The sequence below is a fragment of the Streptomyces sp. NPDC057137 genome (assembly GCF_042670825.1).
Taxonomy (GTDB): domain Bacteria; phylum Actinomycetota; class Actinomycetes; order Streptomycetales; family Streptomycetaceae; genus Streptomyces.
Window position 1 is genome coordinate 83,882 of the sequence record NZ_JBHUUW010000001.1, and the last position, 24,379, is coordinate 108,260.

Annotated in this window: 13 protein-coding genes; 1 reads left to right on the forward strand and 12 read right to left on the reverse strand. The window is 70.6% G+C overall.

Annotated features, from left to right (window positions below; translation table 11 throughout):
• Nucleotides 1-19: 19 nt before the first annotated feature.
• The 8 genes from ACFT9I_RS00335 to ACFT9I_RS00370 form a co-directional block, all read right to left on the reverse strand.
• Nucleotides 20-1,720: an ABC transporter ATP-binding protein gene (locus ACFT9I_RS00335; protein ID WP_382558811.1), complete on the reverse strand. Its 1,701-nt coding sequence runs from the start codon at nt 1,718-1,720 to the stop codon at nt 20-22.
• Nucleotides 1,707-12,650: an amino acid adenylation domain-containing protein gene (locus tag ACFT9I_RS00340; protein WP_382558813.1), complete on the reverse strand. Its 10,944-nt coding sequence runs from the start codon at nt 12,648-12,650 to the stop codon at nt 1,707-1,709. The genes ACFT9I_RS00335 and ACFT9I_RS00340 overlap by 14 nt, the downstream gene beginning before the upstream one ends.
• Nucleotides 12,651-12,722: 72 nt before the next feature.
• Nucleotides 12,723-14,513 (reverse strand): ABC transporter ATP-binding protein, encoded by a 1,791-nt coding sequence (locus tag ACFT9I_RS00345; RefSeq protein WP_382558815.1) that lies wholly within the window; start codon nt 14,511-14,513, stop codon nt 12,723-12,725.
• A 76-nt stretch (nt 14,514-14,589) separates the two neighbouring features.
• Nucleotides 14,590-15,639, reverse strand: a complete 1,050-nt coding sequence (locus ACFT9I_RS00350; protein WP_382558817.1) for an iron-siderophore ABC transporter substrate-binding protein — start codon at nt 15,637-15,639, stop codon at nt 14,590-14,592.
• Nucleotides 15,640-15,815: 176 nt separating this feature from the next.
• Complete coding sequence (locus ACFT9I_RS00355) at nt 15,816-16,658, reverse strand: ABC transporter ATP-binding protein (RefSeq protein WP_382558819.1); 843 nt, start codon at nt 16,656-16,658, stop codon at nt 15,816-15,818.
• Between the two features lie 34 nt (nt 16,659-16,692).
• On the reverse strand, nt 16,693-17,793 hold the full coding sequence (locus tag ACFT9I_RS00360) for a FecCD family ABC transporter permease (RefSeq protein WP_382558821.1): 1,101 nt from the start codon (nt 17,791-17,793) through the stop codon (nt 16,693-16,695).
• Nucleotides 17,790-18,848 carry a FecCD family ABC transporter permease gene (locus tag ACFT9I_RS00365; protein ID WP_382558823.1) on the reverse strand — a complete coding sequence of 353 codons (1,059 nt, stop codon included), beginning with the start codon at nt 18,846-18,848 and terminating at the stop codon, nt 17,790-17,792. Before ACFT9I_RS00365 ends, ACFT9I_RS00360 begins: the two co-directional genes overlap by 4 nt.
• Nucleotides 18,849-18,988: 140 nt before the next feature.
• The gene (locus ACFT9I_RS00370; protein ID WP_382558825.1) at nt 18,989-20,323 is read right to left on the reverse strand and encodes a lysine N(6)-hydroxylase/L-ornithine N(5)-oxygenase family protein; all 1,335 of its coding nucleotides are present in this window, start codon (nt 20,321-20,323) and stop codon (nt 18,989-18,991) included.
• Nucleotides 20,324-20,564: 241 nt separating this feature from the next.
• Between ACFT9I_RS00370 and ACFT9I_RS00375 the strand changes: the two genes are divergently transcribed.
• Nucleotides 20,565-21,512, forward strand: a complete 948-nt coding sequence (locus tag ACFT9I_RS00375) for a methionyl-tRNA formyltransferase (protein ID WP_382558826.1) — start codon at nt 20,565-20,567, stop codon at nt 21,510-21,512.
• A gap of 67 nt (nt 21,513-21,579) precedes the next feature.
• Here the strand turns inward: ACFT9I_RS00375 and ACFT9I_RS00380 are convergent, their stop codons facing one another.
• The 4 genes from ACFT9I_RS00380 to arsM all read right to left on the reverse strand — a co-directional run bounded on the left by ACFT9I_RS00380 (nt 21,580) and on the right by arsM (nt 24,314).
• The gene (locus ACFT9I_RS00380) at nt 21,580-22,119 is read right to left on the reverse strand and encodes an EF-hand domain-containing protein (protein ID WP_382558828.1); all 540 of its coding nucleotides are present in this window, start codon (nt 22,117-22,119) and stop codon (nt 21,580-21,582) included.
• Nucleotides 22,120-22,219: 100 nt separating this feature from the next.
• On the reverse strand, nt 22,220-22,957 hold the full coding sequence (locus ACFT9I_RS00385; protein ID WP_382558830.1) for an SDR family NAD(P)-dependent oxidoreductase: 738 nt from the start codon (nt 22,955-22,957) through the stop codon (nt 22,220-22,222).
• Nucleotides 22,958-23,068: 111 nt separating this feature from the next.
• Nucleotides 23,069-23,503 carry an Rrf2 family transcriptional regulator gene (locus ACFT9I_RS00390; protein WP_382558832.1) on the reverse strand — a complete coding sequence of 145 codons (435 nt, stop codon included), beginning with the start codon at nt 23,501-23,503 and terminating at the stop codon, nt 23,069-23,071.
• Between the two features lie 58 nt (nt 23,504-23,561).
• Entirely contained in the window at nt 23,562-24,314 is a 753-nt protein-coding gene (gene arsM / locus ACFT9I_RS00395; protein ID WP_382558834.1) for an arsenite methyltransferase, read from the reverse strand.
• Nucleotides 24,315-24,379 lie beyond the last annotated feature (65 nt).

A 24,379-nucleotide genomic window follows, 5' to 3' on the forward strand; every position in this document is an offset into this window, starting at 1 on the left:
ACCGCTCACCCTCAGCGGCTCAGCGCGTCACGGCCAGGCAGTAGTCCTCGTCCGTGGCGAGCAGGTTCCGGTGGGTGTCCTCGGCGATGACGACCCCGTCGTCCAGTACGAGAACCCGGTCGGCGGCGTCGAGGAGCGCCGGGCTGCTGGTGATCACGACGGTGGTACGGCCCCGGCGTAGCTTCGCGACGTTGCGGGCGATGAGCTGTTCGGTGACCGCGTCGACGGCCGTCGTCGGGTCGCGCAGGACCAGGACGTCGCTGTCGGTGGCGAGGGCGCGGGCCAGGGACAGCCGTTGGCGCTGGCCGCCGGAGAGGTTCGCGCCGCGGTCCCGGACGGCGTAGTCGAGTCCGTCGCGGTGGAGGGCGACGACGTCCGTCAGCATGGACGCCTCGACGGCCTCGGGGACCAGCCGGCTGGTGCCCGAGGGGTCGATGTTCGTACGGAGGGTGCCCGCGAAGATCTCCCCGTCGTACGGGTTGACCAGCATGTGCTCGCGGACCGCCTCGATCGACAGGTCCGAGATCGCCTGCCCGCTGACGCGTACCACTCCCTCGTACTCCTGGGGCGGGACGTTGACGGCCAGGATCGATGCGAGGTCGGCCGCCGCGCGCGGCTGGTAGACGGCGATCGCCACGAATTCACCTGCGGGCACCTGGAACTTCAGCCGGTTCAGGGAGCCGTACCGGACGCAGTCGACCTCCAGGTCGCCGCCCGCGGCCGGGCGCTCCGGCCCGGGGGCCGTCACCGGCGGCGCGGTCAGCACCAGCGCCATCCGGTCGGCCGACGCGCGCGCCATCATCACGTACTTGGGCATCTCCGAGAACAGCTTGAGCGGTTCGATGATGAACTGCGCGAGGCCCACGGCCATGACGAGTTCCCCGATGGTGATCCCCCCGCCGAACGCCAGCCAGCCGGCCGCCAGGGTCACCGCGGCGGCGAGGACCGCGTTGAGTGCCAGGGCGGTGCCCGCGTACGCGCCGTTCACCCTGGCGACGGTGATCGCCTGGTGCTTCGCGTCCGAGCTGACCTTCCGGTACGACTGGAAGGCCGCGTGGTTGCCGCCGAATCCGTGCAGCGGGCGCAGGCCGGTGATGAGGTCGGCGACCTTCGCGCCGGCCCGTGCCACCCGTGCCTGCTGTTCGCGCGTACTGGCGCCGATCCGCTTGGACATGACGGCCAGGATCGACAGGATCGCGACCGTGCCCGCGATCACCAGCAGACCGAGCCGGATGTCGGCCATGCCCAGCGCGACCGCCGTGACCAGCACCGCGACGAGCGAGCTGATCAGCAGCGGCACCACCTCGATGATGTCGGCGGTCTGGTCGGCGTCCTCGGTGGCGATGGTCAGCACCTCGCCGGACTTCAGGTCGACGTCCCTGGCCACCGGCTGGAGTCCGCAGGCCGCCACCCGCACCCGCCAGCGGTGCGCCTCGGTCGTGTTGGCCTTCTGCAACGTACGCATCCCGAACCGCCACGACAGCGAGACGGTCGTGATGATCACGGCCAGCGCGGCGATCGACAGGCCGAGGGCACCGAGGCTGCGGTCCTGCATCGTGTGTTCGACGATCAGGCCGAGCGCGATGGGGAAGGCGGTCTCCCCCGCCTGGTACAGGCCCATGAGGCCGGTGCCCTTGGCCATGGCGCCGACGTTGCGGCGCAGCGCGGTCCGCAGGATGTCCGACCCCGGGGAGGGCCGCTTCGGGTCAGCAGTTTTCATCAAGATGGCGGGCAATCGCTTCCGGGGTTCGCAGGGTGAACAGGTCACGGATGGTGACCACAGGACCGTACTCGCGGCGGAGCATGCCGATCAGCCGCACCGCCAGCATGGAGTGCCCGCCGAGGGACACGAAGTCGCTCACCGCGCTCACCTCGTCGTCGTCCAGGTCCAGGGCCTCGGCGAAGAACTCGCACACCGCGGTCTCCGTCTCGGTCTCCGGGCCACGCTCGCCCGCCGTCGTCAGCGCGCCCAGCGGCTTGGCCTCCGGCAACGCCTTGGTGTCAGCCTTCCCGTTCACCGTCAGCGGGATGCCGTCGACCTCGGCGTAATGCGTCGGGCGCAGGAAGTCCGGCAGGGCGGCGCCCACTTGGGCGGCGACGGCAGCCAGGTCGGTGCCGTCCAGGACGAGATAGGCGGCCAGCCGGTAGGCACCGTCGACCTGCGGGTCGGGCTGGGCCACCGCGGCGACGAACCGCACCGCCGGGTGCGCCGCGAACGCGGCCTCCACCTCGCCCAGTTCGACCCGGTGCCCCCGGATCTTGACCTGCTGGTCGGTACGGCCCAGATACATCAGGTTCCCGTCGGGCCGCCGGACCACCAGGTCCCCGGTGCGGTACATGCGCTCGCCGGGCGCGCCGAACGGGCACGCGACGAAGCGGTGCGCGGTCTGGGCGGGCTGCCCGAGATAGCCGCGTGCGATGCCGACGCCCGACACGTACAGCTCGCCGGGAACACCGTCGGGCAGGGGCCGCAGCCACGGATCCAGCACGTACACATCGGTGTTGTCGATCGCCACGCCCACCACCGGGTCCTGGCATTCGAAGGTGCCGACGCCGAGGGTGTTGATCGTGTACTCGGTCGGCCCGTACAGGTTGTAGCCGACCGTCCCCTCGGTCTCGGCGAGCCGCTGCCACAGTGTCGGCGTGACGGCCTCGCCGCCAAGCAGCACCAGCGCCGGGCGCCGTTCGGGGTTGTCGAGCAGTCCCTCGGCCACCAGTTGCTGCGCGTAGGTCGGGGTCACGTTGATGACGTCGATCCCGTGGTCGAGGCAGTACTCGACCAACCGGGGCGCGTCGCGGCGCAGTTCCTCGTCGCAGATGTGCACCTCGTGGCCGTCGGCGAGCCACAGCAGCTCCTCCCACGACATGTCGAACGCGAACGACACGGTGTGCGCGATCCGGAAGACCCGGTGGTCGTGCTCCGCGAGGACCGGTTCGAAGATGCGCCGCTGATGGTTGATCAGCATGTTGGTGAGCCCGGCGTACTCGGTCACCACACCCTTGGGCTTGCCGGTCGACCCGGAGGTGTAGATCGTGTACGCGGGGTGCCGCAGCCGGTCGGGGTCGTCCGGGGCGAACGTCCGGTACGGCTCGGCCTCGGGCAACGGGCGGTCCAGCTCGATCAGTTCACCGGTCAGCCGGGGGGACACGGCGCTCACGGTGAGGGTCACCGCCGGGCGGGCGTCCGCGACGATCGCGGCGATCCGCTCGTCCGGGTGGTCCAACTCCAGTGGTACGTAGGCGGCGCCGACGCGCAGTACGGCGAACAGGGCCACGATCGAGTCGAGGGAGCGCGGGATCGCGAGCCCCACGGTCGTCTCGGGTCCGACGCCCCGCCGGGCGAGCACACCCGCCACCGCGCGGCTGCGGTCGCGGAGCCCCGCGAACGTCATGGTCGAGCCGTGGGCGACGAGCGCGACGCGCTCCGGATCACGGTCCGCCGCCTCGTCGAACCGGTCGACGACGGTGTCCGTGCCGACGTCCGTACGCTCGGCGGGCTCGGGCACGGGCCCCAGACTCCGCAGCGCGCCGACCGGACCCGTCGACCGGGCCAGGTCTTCCAGTACGCGGAGATAGCCGTCGAGGAGACGACCGGCGTTCCCGGGGTCGTCGTCGCGGTGCTCCAGCTTGACCGTGAGCCGGTCGCCGGGCGTGACGACCCAGGTGAACGGATAGTGCGTGGAGTCGTCCGCCCGCACCGAGTCGATGCCGTGCCGGGCGTTCATCTCGGCGAACGCGTCCAGGTCCAGGAAGTTCTGGAGCACGAACAGGTTGTCGAACAGGGTGGTGTGCCCACTGGCCCGCTGGATCTCGCCGAGCCCCACGTGCTCGTGCTCCATCGCGTCGACCCTGGCCGTCTGCACGGCCGACAGGTACGCACCGACCGTATCGTCGGGCCGTGCCCGGGTCCACATGGGCACCGTGTTGAGCAGCACACCGACGATGTCGCCCAGTCCCTCGCCCTCACGGCCCGAGACGGTCACGCCGAACACGGCGTCGCCGCGGCCCGTGTGCGCGCCGAGGAGCAGACCGAACGCGCCGGTCAGCACCGAGTTCAGCGTGACGCCGTGCGTCTTGGCGGCTTCCCGCAGCAGTTCCGACAGTTCGGCGGACATCGTCCGGACGAGCGCGCGGGGCAGGTCGTCCGAGAGGGACGGTTCCGGTCCGGCGAGCAGCGTCGGGCCGGCGAGGCCGGCCAGGTGCTCCGCCCAGAAGCGCTCCGATACGGCGGCGTCCTTGGCGGCGAGCGTCCGGGCGTAGTCCTCGAAGCTCGGCGTGGCCGGGGTCGCGGCCCGTGGCTCGCCCGCGAGGACGGCCTCGTACGCGTCGAACAGGTCGCGCAGCAGGATCTCGCGGGACCAGCCGTCCCACAGCAGCAGGTGGTAGCTGAACAGCAGGCCGTCCCGGTCACCGGGCAGCCGCACCACGGTCAGCCGGATCAGCGGCGGCTCCCCCGGGTCGAATCCGGTGTCCCGGTCCCGGGTGCGCAGGTCCTCGACCTCCGTGTCCGTCGACAGGTGGACCGTACGGACATCGACCCGCCGGCCCGCCTTGAGGACCTGGACCGGGTTTCCGTCGTCGTCGGTGGTGAAGCCGGCGCCCACGACCGGGTGGCGCGCGATCACGTACGCCATGGCCTCGGCCAGCGCGTCGGTGTCCAGCCGCCGGTCGAAGGTGAACCAGCTCTGCGCGACGTAGTGTCCGGCCGAACCCGCCATCTGGGCCTGGAAGAACAGGCCCCGCTGGAGGGGGGTGACCGGCGCGGTGCGCTCGGCCGTCGCGGCGGTGTCCGCGACCTGCTCCAGCGCGCCGCGCCAGTGCTCGGTGATCTCGTCGGGGATCCCGTCGGCGAGGGTGAAGGCCGCGTGCAGGGATCCGGTGGCGTCGTCGGTCCACGCGTTGACCTCGACGGCGTACGGGCTGCCCTGGTCACCGGCGGTGAGGTGCAGCGCCTGGGACTCGCCGCCCCGGCCGAGGTAGTTGAACAGCACCTGCGGGCGGGCGGTCAGCAGCGGGGCCGTCTGCGGGTTGAGGTAGCGGAGCTGGCCGTAGGCGACCTGCCCGCACTCGTCCGGCTGGCGTTCGGCGACCTCGCGCGCGGCCGCGACCGGGTCGGTGTGGGCGGTGAGCCGTACGGGGGCGATGGAGGTGAACCAGCCGACCGTACGGGTGTAGTCGTGGTGGTCGAGGGCGGGGACCCGGCCGTGTCGCTCCAGTTCGATCGCGAGGTCGGTGGGCGACGGCTGACTGTGCGTCAGCGCGGTACGCAGCGCGCCGCACAGCAGCTCGGTGAGACCCACGCCGAGTGCGGCGGGCGCGGTACGGGTCAGTCGGTCGCTCACGTCGGGCGGCAGGACGACGGTGGTCTCACGCAGCCCCTGGACGGTGGGCAGCAGCGGGGGCGCCTGGAGGGTGGTGACCCAGTGCCCGAGGTCGTCGATCACCTGGGTGGATCGGGACGCCAGCGCTTCGGCGTACTCGGCGTAGGAGGTGGTCGGCGGCGGCAGGGCCGCGCCGCTCATGGCGGTGGCCAGGTCGTCCAGGAGGACCAGCCAGGAGACGGAGTCGACGGCGGTGTGGTGCACGGTGACGACGAGGGTCCGGCTCGCCTCCAGCCAGGAGAACGCGATGACCTCTCCGGACTCGGGATCGAGCCGTCCGGCGGCCTCGTTCGCCACGGCCGTCGCGTCGGTCCCGTCCGTTCCGCCCGTCCCGCCCGCGCGGACGACGGTGACGGTGACCTGGCGGGTGGGTTCGGTACGCAGCGCCCACACGCCGTGCTCGACGCGCAGCCGCAGCCGGAGAACCGGGTGCGCGGCCACGACGGCGTTCGCGGCGCGCTCCGCGTCGGCGAAGCCGGTTCCCTCGGCCGCCACCAGCGCCCTGGCCTGGGCGAACCGGTCGAGCGATCCGCCCAGTTCACGCTGGCGCAGGATGATCGGCGTCGGTGTGAGTGGGCCGTCCTCGCGGTGGGCCGGCGCGGGCGCCTCGGCCCGCGGTGTGCGCGTCGCCAGATGGTCGGCGAGCGCGCGCGGTGTCCGGAACAGGAATACGTCGCGGGGCGCGATCGGCAGCCCGAGCGCCCTGGCCCGGTTGATCACGGTGATGGCGACGATGCTGTCGCCCCCGGCCATGAAGAAGTCGGTGTCGGCGTCCACGTCGGTGCCGGACAGGGCCCCGGCGAAGACGCCGACCAGCGCGGCGAGCGCGGACCCGGTCGTGGCCACCGGGGTGTCGTCCTGTGCGGCCCGCGCAGTGAGGGCCTTGCGGTCCAGCTTGCCGTTGACCGTCAGCGGAAGGGTGTCGGCGCGCAGTACGCGGCCCGGCACCATGTGCGCGGGCAGCTTCGTGGACAGCCGGCCGGCAAGGTCTCCGGGTACGCGGCCCACGACATGCGCGACCAGGTGGTCGCCGCTGTCCGCGACGGTGACGGCCACATCGACCACACCGTCCAACTCCCTGACCGCGGACTCCACTTCACCGAGTTCGATACGGAAGCCCTTGAGCTGCACCTGGTCGTCGGCGCGGCCGGCGAACTGCAGCTCGCCGTCGAGTGTGCGGCGGGCGAGGTCGCCCGTGTGGTACATCCGGGAACCGTCGTCCGCGAACGGGTTCGCCACGAACCGGCCCGCGGTCAGCCCCGGCCGGCCCAGATAGCCGAGCGACACCTGGTCGCCCGCGACATAGATGGCGCCCACCCGGCCCGGCGGGACCGGCCGGAGCCGGTCGTCGAGCAGATGGGTGACCAGGCCGGGTATCGGTCCACCGATCGGGCTGATGTCGTCGCCGACGCCGAAGTCCTCGTCCGTCAGCACCCGGTGGGTGACATGGACGGTGGTCTCGGTGATGCCGTACATGTTGACCAGCTCGGGCGCACCGGTGCCGTGCCGCTCGACCCAGCCGCGCAGCCGGCCGAGGTCCAGCGCCTCGCCGCCGAAGATGATGCGGCGCAGTGCCGTGACCGGCTCGTCTGCGTGCCGGTCGGCCTCGATGAACTGGTAGAACGCCGACGGGGTCTGGTTGAGCACGGTCACTCCGCGCTCGCGGACCAGCCGGTGGAAGTCGACCGGGGAGCGTGTCAGCCCGTACTCCGGCACCAGCAGTTCGCCGCCGTGCGCCAGGGCGCCCCACAGCTCCCAGACCGCGAAGTCGAAGGAGAAGGAGTGGAATTGGACCCATACGTCGTGCGCGCCGAAGTCCATGTCGGGGCGGGTGTTCGCGAGCAGTGTGACCACGCTGGAGTGCGGGACGACGACGCCCTTGGGCCGGCCGGTCGATCCGGACGTGTAGATCACGTACGCGGGGTCGTGCCAGTCGAGCGCGGGCGCGGCCTCGGCGGTCCCGGAGGCGGCGGGCGGTGGCTCGTCCCCCTGGACGAGTACGCGGGCCGACACACCTGCTCGGGCGAGCAGTCCGGTGAAGCGGTCGCGCTGTTCACGGCCGACGAGTACGACCTGCGGGGCGGCGTCGGCGAGGATGTACTCCAGCCGCTCGTCCGGGTACGCCATGTCGATCGGCACGTACGCGCCGCCCGCCGTGACGACCGCGACCAGTGCGACGACCTGCTCGACGGAGCGCGGGACGGCGACGGCGACGCGCTTGCCCGGCCGGACTCCGGCCGCGCGCAGGGTGGCGGCCAACTCGTCCTTGGCGGCGGACAGTTCGCCGTAGGACAGTGACCGGGTGCCGCCGTCGAGGGCGCACCGGGTGACGGCGGTGGCGGCCGGCTCTCGGCTCGCGGCGGCTTCGAACAGTCCGCCGAGGGTCGTCGGGGTGATCCGCGCCGGAGCCCGCCCGGCCTCGGGCGCCAGGTCCGCGACCGGGGCGTCCGGGCGGGTCAGCAGGCCGGTAAGGGTCCGGGTGAACGTACGCAGGATTGCCTCCGCGCTCGCCTCCCGCAGCAGTTCGCCGTCGTAGATCAGGTTGAAGCGGGGGCGGCCGTCGAGTGCGCGCTCCACGACCAGCGTCAACGGGTAGTGCGGGGCGCCCTCGTTCGCGATGTCGGTGATGACCAGCGTGTCGTCCGGCCCGCGCAGCGCGCCCAGATCGGTCGCGACGTCGAACACCACCAGGGTGTCGAACAGCGCGCCGACGCCCGCCTGGCGGCCGATGCGCGCCAGCGAGACATGCTGGTGCGGCAGTACGGCGCCCTGGTGCTCCCGTACGGCGTCGAGCAGGTCGCGCGCCGTGGTCGTGGCGGCCCAACGGGCCCGCACGGGGATGGTGTTGATGAACAGACCGACCATGTCCCCGATGCCTGGCACATCGGCGTCGCGTCCGGACACCGTGGAGCCGAACACGACGTCCTCGCCGTGCAGGATGCCGCCCAGTGTCACCGCCCAGGCGCTGTGCACGGCCACGCTCAGGGGTACGCCGGCGGCGCGGACGGCCGCGTCGATGTCGTCCTCGGGCTCCAGGGCGATGTCGGCGAACCGGTCGGACGGGGTGTGCCCCTCGGCGACCAGTGACGAGCCGGGCAGCTCGGCGAGTTCGTCGCGCCATACCCGGTCGCTCTCGTCGGCGTCGCGTTCGGCGAGCCAGGCCAGGTAGTCGGAGAAGCCGCCGAGCGCGTACACGGTGCCCGGCGCGTGGTACTCGGCCAGCAGCGCGCGGAGCATCGGCGGCACCGACCAGCCGTCGGCGATGATGTGATGCACGGTCTGCACCAGGACGGTGCGGCCGGCGCCGGCGCGGATGAGCGTGTACCGCATCAGCGGTCCCGTGGCCAGGTCGAACCCGGCGCGGCGGTCCCGCTCGGCGAGGTCGCGGATCTCGTCGTCGGTGATACCGGGGCGGTCCAGGGTGGTGAAGGGCGCCTCCACACCGCTCTCCAGGACGGAGACCACCCGGCCGTCGGCGAGCGCGGTGAAGCGCGCGGCGAGGTTCGGGAACAGCGCGAGCAGGCGGCTGGCCGCCGCGGCGAGCCGGTCGGCGTCCACCTCGCCGTCCAGTGTGAGCAGTTGCTGCTCGACGTAACTGCCCGCCGAGTCGTCGTCGAAGACGGAGTGGAAGTACAGCCCCTCCTGCAGCGGCGTCAGCGGCAGGATGTCCCGCAGCGCCGGGCCGTCCAGGCTGTCGACATCGGCCTGGGTGAGCGGCACCAGGCCGAAGTCGCTGGGCGAGTGGCCGCCCTGGTCGAGCGCGGCGAGGCCGGTCAGCGCCCCCCGGAAGTACTCGCCGAGGGTCGCGATGTCGTCGTCGGTGAACATGCCTTCGGGCCAGGAGATGGTGGTGACCAGCTCGTACTCGCCGGTTGTGGCGGCGGGTTCGGCGATCGCGTTGAACTCCAGGGCGCGCGGGAGGCGCATCCTCGGGTCGCGCTTCTCACCCAACTGGCCGGTGGATCCGGCGAGTTGCCAGTCCCCGGAGGCTCCGGCGTCGAAGCGGCCGAGGTAGTTGAACAGCACCTGCGGTGCGGGCGCGTCGAACTCGGCGTGGGCCAGGTAGCGCAGGGCGCCGTAGGAGACGCCGTTGTCCGGTACCCGGGCGAGGTCTTCCTTGACCGCCTTGAGGGCGGCGGCCAGGTACTCGGGTGCGGTGAGGTCGGCCGCCGCGCCGGGGTCCACGGTCACCGGGAACAGGGTGGTGAACCAGCCGACGGTGCGCGACAGTTCCGGCTCGAAGCCGGCGCTGCCCGCCACGAACCGTCCCTCGCGGCCGTGGCCTTCGAGTTCGATGTGGGCGTGGCTCTGGTCCTGCCCGAGATCGCGGCGCCACCGGGCGAGGGTGACGGCGAGCGCGGTCAGCAGTACGTCGTTGACGCCCGCGTGGAACTTCGCGGGGATCTCGCCCAGCAGCGCGGCCGTGACGTCGGGGCCGGCGGTGACGGTCCGGGTGCGCTCCCGTGCGACGGTGTCGGCGCCGGACAGGGCGCGCCTGCCCACCGGCGCGTCCGCGCCCGGCAGTTGGCGCCGGAAGTAGGCGCTGTCCGCGTCGAACGCGGCACGCTCCAGGAGCTGTGTCCAGCGGCGGAACGAGGTGCCCACGGGGGGCAGCTCGATCGGCGTACCCGAGGTGAACTGCCGCCAGGCGGTGGCCAGGTCGTCCATCAGGATCCGCCAGGACACCCCGTCGATCACCACGTGGTGGACGGCCAGGACCAGTTGACGTGCCTCGCGGCGCCAGACCGCGCGCAGCATGACGCCGTTGTCCGGGTCGAGCCCGTCGGTGGCGAGCGCGACGCACGCGTCGAGCGGACCGTCGCTCTCCCGCGGGCCCACGGCGGTGGCCGGGGACGCCTCCGGGATGTCGAAGCTCCAGCGGTCGCCTCGTACCAGCCTGGCGCGCAGCATGTCGTGCCGCGCGGTCACGGCGGCGAGGATCGCGTCGAGAGCGTCGGCGGTCAGGTCGGCCGGGGTGTTCAGCACGACCGACTGTACGAAGCCGTCGATCGCGTCCGTGGTCTCGCCGAGCCACTGCACGACGGGCGAGCCCACGACGGTCCCGGTCGCGACGTCGCGGTGGTCCACGGTGGAGACGTCTTCACGGCTCGCCACCGCCGCCAGTGCCCCGACGACGCTGTTGGTGAAGATCTGCCGCGTGGTGACATAGAGACCCGCGTCCCGCAACGCGCTCAGCAGCGAGATCGCCAGAATGCTGTCGCCGCCGAGCTGGAGGAAGTCCTGGTTGACACCGACCTCGTCCAGCCGCAGCACGGCCGCGACGACCGCGCACACGACGCGCTCGTTCTCGGTGGTGGGCGGGTGGATCGGCCCTGTCCCGATCGCGGGCTCCGGCAGCGCGGCCCGGTCGAGCTTGCCGTTGGCGGTGAGCGGGAACTCCTTCATCACGACGGTGTGGGCGGGCACCATGTACTCGACCATGTGCTCGACGGCCCACGCCTTGACCTGGTCGGCCCGCAGGTCCTCGTGCCCGGCGGCCGGGATCACGTACCCCACCAGATAGGTGCCGCCCGCCGCGTTCTTCTTCGCGACGACACAGGTGTGCCGTACACCGGGGTGCTCGGCGAGACCGGCCTCGACGTCCTCGATCTCCAGCCGCATGCCGCGGATCTTGATCTGGTTGTCGGCGCGGCCGAGGAAGTCCAGCGATCCGTCCGGTGCGAACCGGGCGAGGTCGCCGGTGCGGTAGAGCCGGGAGCCGTCCGTGGCGAAGGGATTCGCCACGAACCGGGAGGCGGTCAGGCCGGGCGCGTTGACGTATCCGCGCCCCAGGAGAAACCCGCCGGCGTACAGCTCACCGCCGACGCCGACCGGGACCGGGCGCAGTTCGTCGTCCAGCACGTAGAGCTGGGTGTTGGGGTTGGCCTTGCCGATCGATGTCGACAGGCGTTCCGCCTCGCCCCGGTAGATGACGTGCGAGACACCGATCGTCGTCTCGGCCGGGCCGTAGCCGTGGTAGAGCGGGATGTCGAGCTTGGTGCGGTAGCGCTCGTACAGCTCCGGGGTCAGTACCTCGCCGCCGCACCACACGTGCCGCAGGCTGTCGAGGCGCCCGGAGTCGCCCGCCATCTCCAGCAGTACGTCCAGCATGGACGAGACCAGGTAGGTGAACGTGACGCGCTGCTCGGCGATCACGCTCAGCAGATGGTGCGGATCGCGTTCGCCGCCGGGCCGCAGGACGACCAGTCTGCCGCCGGACACGAGCGGCAGGAAGATCTCGTTGATGGAGATGTCGAAGGACAGCGGCGCCTTGAACAGCGACGCGTCGTCGTGGCCGAAGCCCAGAATCTCGTTGACCTGCCAGAGCAGGCGTTCGCTGATCGCCTCGTGCCGGATCATCGCGCCCTTGGGCCGCCCGGTGGAACCGGACGTGAAGATCACATACGCCAGGGCCGTGCCGGGGACGGATATCCCGGTCCCGTCGACGGGGTGGGAACCGAACCGCCAGTCGCCGAGGTCGACGGCCTCGGCCTCCGGTTCACCCGGACCGGGCTCGCCCGAGGTGTTGAGTTGCAGGACGACCCGGGCGTCCTCGATGACGACGGCGCGGCGCGCGGCGGGCCACTGCGGATCGAGGGGTACGAAGGCGCAGCCCGCCTGGAGTACGGCGAGGAGCCCGACGACCATCTCGGCGGAGCGGCCGAGCGAGATGCCGACGACCTGTTCGGGGGTGAGCCCGCGTTCGAGCAGTCGGTGGGCCAACTGACTGGACAGCTCAGCTGCCTGACGGTAGGTCAGCGACCTTCGCTCGTCGATGACGGCGATGGCGTCCGGCCTGTTCCGTGCCTGTTCGCGGAACATCTCCACGATGGTCGGGCGGACCCGGTCGGCCGTGTTGTCGTTCCACTCGGCCAGGGCTTCGAGCCTCGCCGCCGCGCTGGACGGGGCGATGGTGCCGATGGGCCGGTCGGGGAAGTCGGCCAGGTCGTCCAGCGCGAGCTGCGCGCCGGCCGGTGACACGTCTTCGGGGACGGCGATGCGCCAAGCACCCTGGCCGTCGGCGGCGGCCTCCCAACCGCCGGGTCCCGCGCCGCCGTTGTCGACCCATCCCAGGACGTCGGCGAAGAGAGTGCCGGGGGCGAGGTCGATGCCCTCCGGACTCCGGCCGGTCGCCCAGTACGACAGCCCGATGGCGCAGGCTTCGGCGATGGTCCGGTCGGAGTACTCACCGGCCCGCCGGCGTACGTCGGCCACACGTGCGGGAGAAAGCAGTACGAGACGAGCGCTCGGTTCCATCGTCGAAGACATCGAAGACTCAGCATCCCTTCCAGGCATGAAAGTTAGCCTACCCTAACTTAGGCTCGCCTAATCAAGGCCGTCCTAGCTACCTTCTCGCCACGCCTGCCACAACCGCGCGTAACGGCCCCCCAGAGCCACCAGCTCGTCATGGGTCCCCCGCTCGACCACACGCCCCGCGTCCAGCACGGCGATCCGGTCCGCCGCCATCGCCTGGGTCAGCCGGTGCGCCACGAACAGCGTGGTACGGCCCGCGCACGCGGCCAGCACGGCCCGTTCCAGCTCGGCGGCGCCCTCGCTGCCCGCCTCCGCTGTCGACTCGTCGAGCACGACCACCGGCGACCGGCCCAACACCAGCCGGGCCAGGGCGATCTGGGCGACCTTGGTCACATCCAGGCGCTCGCCGCCCTCGCCGACCAGGGTGTTCAGGCCGTCGGGCAGCGCGTCGACCCACTCGTGGGCGCCAACGGTGCGCAGCGCGTCCGTCAGTTGGGCATCGGTCGCGTCCGGCGCGGCGAGCCGCAGGTCGTCGGCGAGCGGGCCGGAGAACACATGCGTCTCCTGCGTGAGGATGCTCACCAGGGCCCGCGCCCCGGCCTCGTCCAGACCTGCGAGGTCGTGCGATCCGATACGTACCGAGCCGGCCTGCGGGGTGCCGATACCGGCGATCAGCGCGGCCAGCGTCGACTTGCCCGCGCCCGTCGCCCCCACCAGGGCCAGTGAACCGCCCGCCGGGATCGTCAACTCGACGTCCCTGAGAACCGGTTCGTCGGTGTCGGGATAGCTGAACGTCAGCCCCTCCACCGTCACGGGGTACGGCGCGACCTCGGCGGCCGCGACGGAACGGTCGCCCACCAGGCGGTCCTCCGCGTCCTCCCCCAGCACCCCGACCAGACGGGTCAGACTCGCACCCGACTTCTGCGCCTCGTCGAAGGTGAACATGATGGCGCCCAGCGGGGTGAACAGCCGGTGGAACATCAGCGGAGCCGCCGACACCTCGCCCAGGCTGGCGGCATCGGCCTCCAACAGGGCGTAACCCACAAGCAGGATCAGGACGAGGCCGATGAACTCGGCGCGGTTCTCCCTGCCGACGAACCTGCCGAAGAACCGGAACACCTCGATGCCGAGATTCCGCACCCGCCACGACTCCCGGGTGACCGTCTCACGGACGGATTCCTCCAGGCGGTACGCCCGGACGGTGTCGATCCCGTTCAGTCCGCTGATCAACGCCTGCGCCCGGTCGGCCTGGGCCACCCGCTGCTTCCGGTAGAGCGGGGCGGACCTCGGGAGATACCAGCGCAGCGCCAGCGCGTACGCGGGCAGAGCGCAGGCGCCCGCCAGGCCGAGCCGCCAGTCCAGTCCGAACATGCCGACGGTGGCGATGAAGACCAGCACGCCCGCCGAGAACACGGTGGGGATGGCCGTACGGATGCCCTTGGACAGCACGGCCACATCGTCACCGACACGCGACAGCACATCGCCCCGGCCGACCTGTTCGATCCGTGCGCTCGGCATCCCCAGCACCGCCCGGACGGCGCGTTCCCGCAGCTGCGCGAGCAGATCCGCGCCCAGCCGTCCGATCAGATACGTCGACACGGCGGTGGCCGCCGCGCCGAGCAGCGCGGCGGCCCCCATCAGTACTCCGACGGTGACCAGGACCGAGCGCGATTCGCCCTCGACCACCCCGTCGACCACCTGTCCCAGCAGCAGCACCGGCAGCACCTGGAGTGCCGCCCCGGCCACCGTGGTGAGCACGGTGGCGAGCGTCAGCCACGGTGCTTCGCGGCAGTGCGCCACGACCCACCGGGTGGCCTCACCTCCGGTCGCCGTACGCAGACTTGCCGCCGGGGCGGGGCGGGTGTCGGTGGCGCTCACCCGGAGACCGGGCCGAGGCGATGACGGGAACGGGGCCGGGAGCGGGGCCGGGACAGACTGATCACCATCGTCTTCTCTACTTGGCGGACTTGACGAGTTCGTCGATCGCGTACGGCAGGGACGGCAGGGTGCCCTGGGACATGGCCGCACCGACCGCCGGGCCCTCACTGTCCAGCAGGTAGGACACCTTGCCGTTCTTGACCGCCGGCAGGTTGGCGAACAGCTCGAACTTCTTCAACGCCTCGGTGTCGGCCTTGTCGTTGACGACGAAGATGCGGTCGACGTCGATCAGGTCGATGCGCTCGGGAGACAGCTCGGTGGAGAAACCGCCGTCCGCGATCTCGTCGATCTTGGTCTGGTACTTGAATCCGGCGCCGGTCACCAACTGCCCGCGCACGTCGGTCGAGGTGAACGGGGAGATCGAGTCCTTGTACCAGGAGATGACGACCGCGGTCTGGTCGGCGAACTCGGGATTGGCCTTCTTCGCCGCGTCGAGCTTGTCCTGGATGCCCTGCACCTGCTCGGCGCCCTCGTCCGCCTTGCCGAGCGCCTTGGCGATCTGGGCCGCGTTGTCCTGCCAGGGAGCGCTGAAGGGCTCCTTCTCGGCCTTGGTGCGGCCCACCGTCGGGGCGATCTTGGAGAGCTTGTCGTAGGCGGCCTGGTCGACCTCGGAGTAGACCGCGATGATCAGGTCCGGGCGCAGCGCGGCGATCTTCTCGTAGTTGGGGCCCGAGTCACCGTTCTTCATGATGACCTCGGGGCGCGCGTCGCCCCACTTGTCCTTCACCCAGGGCCACTGGGTGTTGATGTCGGGGGTCTTGCCCGCCGGGTTCGGGTACTGGTCGACCATGCCGACCGGCTTGACGCCGAGCGCCAGGACCGCCTGGTCGTCCGTGTAGCCGACCGTGACGACCCGCTTCGGGGCCTTGGTGACCTTCGTGGATCCGAACGCGTGCTCCACGGTGACGGGGAACGCCCCGGAGGCGGCGGGGGCGTCGTCGCTCGCCGTGTCCGCCGAGTCGTCGGAACCACATCCCGCGAGGAGGCCGACACCGAGCGCCGCGGCGGACAGTGTCGCCGCCAGTCGCCGCCATGGCTTCACGAGCGTCGTTCTATGGAGAAGCATCCGTCAGTCCCTTGCGTTCGCGCTGTCCGCTGCACCCTCGTCTTAGGGCAGCCAAACCTTAACCTGCGTTGGTGAGGTTAGCCTAGCCTAACCCGTGAAATCCCTTTACCGATCCTTGGGTTGGACCGGGGCCACCACGCGGACGGCCGCAGCGGCATTCGGCGAGCGCGGGCGAGCTAGACGTGCGTACGGCCGAGCGGCACGATGATCGGGCTGTCGCCCACCGGGGCGTCGATCACCTGGGCGCGCAGCCCGAACGCCTCGTGCAGCAGCTCGGCGGTAATCACGTCACGCGGGTGCCCCTGCGCCAGGATCGATCCCTCGCGCATCACGATGAGGTTGTCGCTGTAACGCGTCGCCAGATTCAGGTCGTGCAGCACCATGACCACGGTGCACCCCGACTCGTGCAGATCGTCCACCAGGTCGAGCACGTCGATCGCGTGCGCCAGGTCCAGATACGTGGTCGGCTCGTCCAGCAGCAGCAGATCGGTGCCCTGAGCCAGCGTCATCGATATCCAGACGCGCTGGCGCTGTCCGCCGGAAAGCGAGTCGACCGGGCGGTCGGCCAGATCGGCGACCCCGGTCATGGCGAGCGCGCGCTCCACGACGTCGGCGTCGTCCGACGACCACTGCCGCAGCCAACTCTGGTGCGGATGGCGCCCCCTGGCGACCAGGTCCGACACCGTCAGACCCTCCGGCGCGACCGGCGCCTGCGGCAGCAGACCGAGCTTCTTCGCGACGTCCCTGGTCCTGAGCCTGCCGATGTCCTCACCGTCGAGCACGACCGTTCCCCTGGTCGGCTTGAGCAGCCGCGTCAGGGTGCGCAACAGGGTCGACTTCCCACAGCCGTTGGGGCCGATGATCGTGGTGATCACTCCTGGCGGGATCGACACGTCGAGGTCGTCGATGACGGCCCGGCCGCCGTACCCGACCGTGACGCCCCTGGCCGCCAGCCGTGCGACGCCGTCGGCGCCGGACGCGACCTCGGTCTCGATCTCGGTGATGTACTGAGCAGCCACGGGCCCCCCTTATTAGGTTTGCCTAACCTTTTTATCATCTATCCGTCTGCCGGAGGTTCGCCCTCACCAGCAGATAGACGAGGAAGGGCCCGCCGATCGCGGCGGTCACCACACCGACCGGGAGCGTGATCGGCAGCGCCGCACGCGCGATCAGGTCCGAGCCGATCAGCAGCAACGCGCCCACCAGGCCGGAGGCCACCAACGGCGGTGTCGGGCACCGGACCAGACGCATCGCCACCTGCGGCGCCACCAGCGCGACGAACGCGACCGGGCCCGCCGCGCCGACGGCGACTGCCGCCAGCAGCACCGCGCAGAGCAACAGGACCGCCCGCACCATCGAGTACCGGACGCCCAGGCCGGCGGCGACCTCGTCGCCGAGATGCAGCGGCTTGAACTGGAAAGCGGCGGCGGCCACGACGACCATGAGGACGAGCGTGCACCAGAGCGCCACCCGTACGTCGTCCCACGAACGGTTGTCCAGCGAGCCGACCAGCCACACCTGGGCCCGCGCGACGTCCCTGATGTCGGCCTGGACCAGCAGCCAGGTGGTGATCGCCTGCATCACCGCGCTCACCGAGATACCGATGAGGATGAGCCGGAAGCCGTCGATCCCACGCCGCCAGGCCAGGAAGTACACCAGCAGCCCCGTACCGAGACCGCCGGCGAGCGCGGCCGCGGACAGGCCCACCGAGCCGACCACCGCCGCGGTGGTGCCGCTCGACACCGTCACCAGGAACACCGCGACCGCGCCGGCGCCCCAGGTGATCCCCAGAATGTCCGGGCTGGCCAGCGGATTACGCGCGACGGACTGCGTGATCGCCCCGGACACCCCCAGCGCGATCCCCACGACAAGACCGGCGAGAGCACGTGGCATCCGCAGATCCATGATCACGAACTGGTCGACCTGCTCACCCCGGCCGAAGAGGGTGGCGACCACCTGGGGCAGTCCGATGGGGAAGTCCCCGACGCCGATGGAGACGCAGAACACCAGGAAGGTCGCTCCCGTCAGGAGCAGTGTGACCAGCACCATCCAGGGACGCCAGACGAACGACAGCCGGCCGAGCCGGGCACCCGGCGCCACCGGTCGCTTCACCTGCTCGTCGCGGCTCTCGTGCTGCACGTCTGTCTTGTTCATGCGCTCTTGAACTTTCCTCGCCACACGAGGCCCGCGAAGAACGGGGCGCCGAGGAGGGCGACGACGACGCCCGAGTCCAACTCGCCGGGCCGCACCACCAATCGCCCCACGATGTCACTGAACAACAGGATCAGGGCCCCGAGCAGCCCCGCGTACGGCACCAGCCAGCGGTAGTCGGGCCCGGTGAGATACCGCGCCACATGAGCCACCATGAGCCCGAGGAACGCGATGGGGCCGCACGCCGCCGTCGCCGCGCCCGCCAGCAGGGTGATGGCGACGATGCCGACGGTGCGGGTGAGCGCCATGTTCACTCCCAGCCCGCGCGCCACGTCGTCGCCGAGGTTGAGCAGGTTGAGGGCGGGCAGTGTGAGCAGCGCCAGCACCAGTCCGACCGCGACGAACGCGGCCACCGGCCATATGACACCGAAGCCGACACCGGCCACGGAACCCGAGTTCCAGAACCGCAGCGCGTTCAGCGACTTCTGGTCCGACAGGGAGATCGCCGTGGTCATCGCCGCGAGGAAGACCGTGACGCCCTGTCCCGCCAGTGCGAGCGTCAGCGGATTGCCCGCCCCCCGGCCGATGCTCGACAGACCGAACACGATGACACCGGCGACGCCCGCTCCCACGAAGGCGAACCAGACGTACTGGAAGGGGTCGGTGAACCCGAACACGGCGATCGCCGTCACCACGGCGAACGAGGCGCCGGCGTTCACCCCGAGCAGGCCGGTGTCCGCGATCGGGTTGCGCGTGTACCCCTGGATCAGCGCCCCGCCGACCCCGAGGGCGATGCCCGCCACGATCGCGAGCACCGTCCGGGGCACCCGCACGGTGTGCACGATGAGCCTGATCTCGGTGAGCCGCTGGTCGGATTCCGGCGCCGCGAACAGCCCGTGCCACACCTCGGCGGGACTCAGCGCACGGGCGCCGACGGCCAGCGAGGCCACCCCCGTGACCAGGAGGATCACCACCAGCACGCCCAGCCCCAGGGCCCGGTGCCGGCGGGCTTCCGTCGTGCCCTTGGGTATCGGGCGTTCCACTGCAGTCGTGCTCATGTCGACGTACGTTATCCCTTTGATCTACGAGGGAGGCATGACCGGTTGGGCGTCGCACGCCCCGTGGACAGACCCGGGGACAGGCCCCGGGAGCCCCGGCCCTGGAGCCGGTTCCTGGAGCCCGACCGTGGGGCCCGCCTTCACACGGACGTCTGCCGGGCCTCGCCGGAGGCGGCCTTGGTACCCCGGTCGAGCAGCGAGTCCAGGATCTCGCCGACCCGGATCGCGGTGTTGGACAGCAGGGACGACGTGATGCCGTGCGTGTGCTCCGTACCGCCCTGCAGATAGATGCCGCAGCGCAGGTCGTCGTCCGTCGCGATGCGGTAGTCGCGTTCGACGCGGACCCGGCCCCCCTCGTCGCGGAGGCAGCGCTCGGCGACATCGCCGAGGAGGCCGACCGGGTCGGCCTGGCTGTAACCGGTGGCGAACACCACGACATCCGCGTCCAGGAAGGTCTCCTCGCCCGTGACGAGTGACTTCACCGTGGCACGAGCCTTGTCCGGCGTCTCCTTGACGTCGACGAGCCGGGACACGTTGATGAAGCGCAGCCGCTCGGTGCCGAGGACCTTCTCCTGGTAGCTCTGCCGGTACAGGTCGTCGATCAGGTCGATGTCCACCACGGAGTAGTTGGTGTTCCCGTGGTAGTCCATCAGCCGCGTCTTGACCTCGTCGGGCGCGGCGAAGTACTGGTCGACCGCCTCGGGGTCGAAGATCCGGTTGGCGAAGCCGCTGTCGTCGGCGGGGCTGTAGCCGTAGCGCGAGAAGACCGCGCAGACCTCGGCCTCCGGGAAGCGGCGGTGCAGGTAGGCGACGTTCTCGGCGGCGCTCTGCCCGGCGCCGACGACCACGAAGCGGGAGGGTGAGGTGCCCTCCAACCCGTCGACCTTCTTCAGCAGTTCGGAGTTGTGCCAGACGCGGTCGCCGCGCTCCACGCCCGCCGGCATCTGCGGGCGCAGCCCGGTGCCGATGACCAGGTTGCGGGCCCGGTGGACCACGAGCCCCTCCCCCGACCGGACGGTCACGTCCAGGTACTCGACGGTTCCGTCGTGGACGACCGGCGTCACGCCGACGACCTCGTGGCCGTACGAGACCATGTCGTCGACCTTGGCCGCGGCCCACTCGAAGTAGTCGTGGAACTCCACCCGCAGCGGGAAGAGGTTCTTGTGGTTGATGAAGTCGATCAACCGGCCCTTGCTCTGCAGATAGCAGAGGAAGCTGAACTCGCTGGTCGGGTTCCGGAGCGTCACCAGGTCCTTGAGGAAGGAGACCTGCATGGTCGCGTCGTCAATCAACATGCCCCGGTGCCAGCCGAATTGCGGCTGCTGCTCGAAGAAGTGAGCGGTGACGGACTCCTGCCTGCCGACGCGTGCGTTGTGCTCGCTGACCGCGATCGACATGGCCACATTGGACGGCCCGAAGCCGATACCTATGAGGTCGTAGACCGGTGCTGCGTCGCCAGGAAGAACCTGTGACATGTCACTCCCATTCATACGGGGGAAGCCGCCTGTCAGGTGCGGGGGGACAGTACGAAGGGCGGGCACGCCGACGAAGCAGCCCGCCTGAACTTAGGTGAGCCTAAGCTAATCCCCAGCGGCTGTCGATAGGACCCCCCGCCGCCGGCGCCCGCTGACTGGGGTATCACATGGGCGAGTTGCAAACTAAGGTAAGCCTTGCTTAACTCTCCGTCGGTCCATCCCTGCTCTGAGGAGGAACCCCATGCGGGTCGTCATGTTCGGTTACCAGACCTGGGGCCACCGCACCCTGCAAGCCCTCCTGGACTCCGAGCACGACGTGGTGCTGGTCGTGACACACCCCAAGAGCGAGCACGCGTACGAGAAGATCTGGAGCGACTCCGTCGCCGATCTCGCCGAGGAGCACGGCGTCCCGGTGCTGATCCGCAACCGGCCCGACGACGAGGAGCTGTTCGAGCGGCTCAAGGAGTCCGATCCGGACATCATCGTGGCGAACAACTGGCGGACCTGGATCCCCCCGCGGATCTTCGGCCTCCCGCGTCACGGCACCCTGAACGTGCACGACTCGCTGCTGCCGAAGTACGCCGGTTTCTCACCGCTGATCTGGGCGCTGATCAACGGCGAGCCCGAAGTGGGCGTCACCGCGCACCTGATGGACGACGAACTCGACGCCGGCGACATCGTCCGGCAGGAGGCGGTGCCGGTCGGACCGACGGACACCGCCACCGACCTCTTCCACAAGACCGTCGACCTCATCGCCCCGGTCACCATCGGCGCGCTCGGTCTCATCGCCGCCGGGCAGACGGAGTTCACCAAGCAGGACCGCTCGCAGGCGAGCTTCTTCCACAAGCGGTCCGTCGAGGACATCCGCGTCGACTGGTCCTGGCCGGCGGAGGACCTCGAACGCCTGGTCCGCGCCCAGTCGGAGCCGTACCCCAGCGCCTTCACCTTCCACAAGGGCAAGCGACTCGAAGTGCTGGCCGCGGTGGTGTCCGAGGGCCGCTACGGCGGTACGCCCGGCCGGATCTTCTACCGCGAGGGCGACGGCGTGGTGATCGTCGCCGGAGCCGACGCGCGCACCGGCCGCAACCGCGGCCTGGCCATCACGCGCGTACGGACCGAGGACGGCCGGGAGTTGCCCGCGACGGAGTACTTCACCTCCATGGGCGGCTATCTGACCAACCGCGCCTGACGCGAACGCGTCGCGGTCCCCCGGGCGGGGACCGCGACGGACTTACTGGCTTCCGGCCGGGTTGGTGCTATGCGGCGAACCGGCCGCAGAGCAGGTTGCCCGGTTCCGCCGGGTCGTCGCTGATCCAGAACTGCCGCCAGAGAATCGCGAACTCCTCGCGGCTCAGGTGGCCGTCGCCGTTCAGGTCGAGCAGCTCGAAGACGCCCGTCATGTCCACGGGCCGACCGTTCCAGGTCTCCACGAGCCTGCGGTGTTCCTCCGGGGATATGACGCCGTCGCCGTTGGAGTCGACGGCGTCGAAGACGGTCTCGGCGGTCGCGGACACATCCGCGATCATCGTGGGCAACTTGTCGACGAGCGCGAGCAGTTCGCCCAGGTCGACGGCGCCGTCCCCATTGGCGTCCCCGGTCTCCAGCAGCGCCGCCCACCAGCCCATCAGCAGCGTCTCCACCCGCGTACGCAACTCCGTCCCGGGGCCCACTCCCGGCAGCCGGCTCCAGCGGGCGACCAGCGCCCTGAAGTCCTCCTCGCGCAGATAGCCGTCGCTGTCCACGTCGAACGCTGCGAACATCCCCTTGAGCTTGCGCTCCTGAAACGCACTGGCCATGAGCGGCCTCCCTCGCGATAGCGGACAGCGCGTAACTATAGATTCGGACACGCCTGCACAACTACGGGCACATTTGCACGAAGTGTCACCCGTCTGGGTCCTAGAGCTGCGTGGCACCGCCGTCGACGAGGAGTTCGGCTCCCGTGGTGAAGGAACTCTGCTCGCTCGCGAGATAGAGGGCCGTGGCGGCGACCTCGTCAGGACGGCCGACGCGACCGAGCGGGGTCGCCGGAGCGGGCGCGCCAGTCGTGGGAACACTGGCCCGCAGGCCGTCGCCGCCCGGGGTCTCGACCGGTCCGGGGGTGAGGGCGTTGACCCGGATCCCACTGCCGGCGAGTTCCGCGGCCCAGGTGCGGGCAAGGCTGCGGACGGCGGCCTTCGTGGCGGCGTAGACGGCCAGTCCGGGAGCCGCGCGCAGCCCCACGCTGGAGGAGAGCAGGGTGATGGAACCGCCGGCCGTCATCAAGGGGAGGGCCTTCTGTACGGTGAAGATCGTTCCCTTGAGGTTGATCGACGACGTCCTGTCGTACTCCTCCTCGGTGATGTCGCCGATGAGGGCGTACGTCCCCACCCCGGCGTTGGCGACGACGATGTCGAGCCGTCCGCTGCGAGCGGCGATCTCGGCGAAGAGGCGGTCGAGGTCGGCGAGTTCGGACACGTCGCTCCGTACGCCGATGCCTCGGTCACCGACCTCCGCGACGGCCGCGTCCAGTTCCTTCTGGCGCCGCCCCGTGAGGTAGACGGTCGCCCCCTCGGCCGCGAAGCGGCGGGCGATGGCGAGTCCGATGCCGGTGGAGCCACCGGTCACCAGGGCGGTCTTGTCGTTCAGCTGTCCCATGAGAAGCTCCGAGTTCTTGAGGTAACCATTTTTGTTACATTGACGGGCGAGAAAAAGGCCGCGATCTCGGATCGCGAAATGACTCGGGTCCCGAAACGACCGGGGGCCGCTCTACCGCGCGGTGGCCAGTACGTCGCGCAGGACGTCCGCCAGCGTGGTCCGCGCCAGCTCCTCGCGGAGCGCCTCCTCGATCCCGTCGTAGACGTTGCGCATCACCGGCCCGATGCTGTGCCCCACCACGCACTCGGGGTCCGGCACCGAGCGGTGCAGCGCGAAGACCGGACCCGGCTCCACCGCGTCGTACACGTCCAGCAGGGTGATGGCCTCCAGTTCGCGCGCGAGCATCCATCCCGCACCCGCGCCCCGCCGGGAGTCGACGAGCCCCGCCCCGCGCAGTTCGGCCAGCAGCCGCCTGATCACCACCGGGTTGGTGTTGACACTCGTCGCTATCTGCTCCGACGTGGCGACCTCGTGTCCGCGCTTCTGATAGAGCCCGATCCAGGTCAGGGCGTGGGTGGCGATGGTCAGCCTGCTGTTGGCGCTCACTTCGCACCCTCCCTCCGGGCATTGATGTAACCGTAAATGTTACGACTACCTCGGTCAATCACACGGCGGGCTTGGTGGCGCGGACGATCGCCGAGTGCATACCGTCGGCGACGGCGTGGGTGGGGGTGATCTCGATGTCGGTGAACCCGGCGGCCTCCAGTCCCGCACGGTATTCGGCGAAGGAGAGGGCGCCGGCGATACAGCCGACGTACTCGCCGCGCTCGGCGCGCTGTTCGGCGCCGAGGTGGTCGTCGGCCACCACGTCCGAGACTCCGATCCGGCCGCCGGGGGTGAGTACGCGGAACGTCTCCGCGAAGACGGCCGGCTTGTCGGTGGACAGGTTGATGACGCAGTTGGAGATGACGACGTCGATCGTGCTCGCGGGCAGCGGGATCGCTTCGATGGTGCCCTTGAGGAACTCGACGTTGCCGGCCGCGGCCTCGCGCTGGTTCGCCAGGGCGAGGGCGAGCATCTCCTCGGTCATGTCGAGTCCGTACGCCTTGCCGGTCGGGCCGACACGGCGGGCGGAGAGGAGTACGTCGATGCCGCCGCCGGAACCGAGGTCCAGGACCCGCTCGCCCTCGCGGAGGTCGGCGACGGCGGTGGGATTGCCGCAGCCGAGGGAGGCGGCAAGGGCGTCGGCCGGCAGTTCGGCACGCTCGTCCGCCGCGTAGAGGCCTCCGCCGAAGTTGCCGTCGATCTCGATGGCCTGCGGCCCGCAACAGGCGGTGCCGCCCTCGGCGACCTGGACGGCGGCTGCCGCATAACGCCGACGGACGGTCTCGCGCAGTTCGGTGGACTGCTCGCTCATGACCTTCACTCCTTGCCGGGAGGGGCCGGGACAGACCCCGGGAACGTGCTGTATCGATGTTCGTC

Bases quoted from the DNA above. Each gene is read 5' to 3' on its own strand.
- ACFT9I_RS00335 (WP_382558811.1), bottom strand. From the start codon at position 1,720: ATGAAAACTGCTGACCCGAAGCGGCCCTCCCCGGGGTCGGACATCCTG.
- ACFT9I_RS00340 (WP_382558813.1), bottom strand. From the start codon at position 12,650: ATGTCTTCGACGATGGAACCGAGCGCTCGTCTCGTACTGCTTTCTCCC.
- ACFT9I_RS00350 (WP_382558817.1), bottom strand. From the start codon at position 15,639: ATGCTTCTCCATAGAACGACGCTCGTGAAGCCATGGCGGCGACTGGCG.
- ACFT9I_RS00360 (WP_382558821.1), bottom strand. From the start codon at position 17,793: ATGAACAAGACAGACGTGCAGCACGAGAGCCGCGACGAGCAGGTGAAG.
- ACFT9I_RS00365 (WP_382558823.1), bottom strand. From the start codon at position 18,848: ATGAGCACGACTGCAGTGGAACGCCCGATACCCAAGGGCACGACGGAA.
- ACFT9I_RS00370 (WP_382558825.1), bottom strand. From the start codon at position 20,323: ATGTCACAGGTTCTTCCTGGCGACGCAGCACCGGTCTACGACCTCATA.
- ACFT9I_RS00375 (WP_382558826.1), top strand. From the start codon at position 20,565: ATGCGGGTCGTCATGTTCGGTTACCAGACCTGGGGCCACCGCACCCTG.
- ACFT9I_RS00380 (WP_382558828.1), bottom strand. From the start codon at position 22,119: ATGGCCAGTGCGTTTCAGGAGCGCAAGCTCAAGGGGATGTTCGCAGCG.
- ACFT9I_RS00385 (WP_382558830.1), bottom strand. From the start codon at position 22,957: ATGGGACAGCTGAACGACAAGACCGCCCTGGTGACCGGTGGCTCCACC.
- arsM (WP_382558834.1), bottom strand. From the start codon at position 24,314: ATGAGCGAGCAGTCCACCGAACTGCGCGAGACCGTCCGTCGGCGTTAT.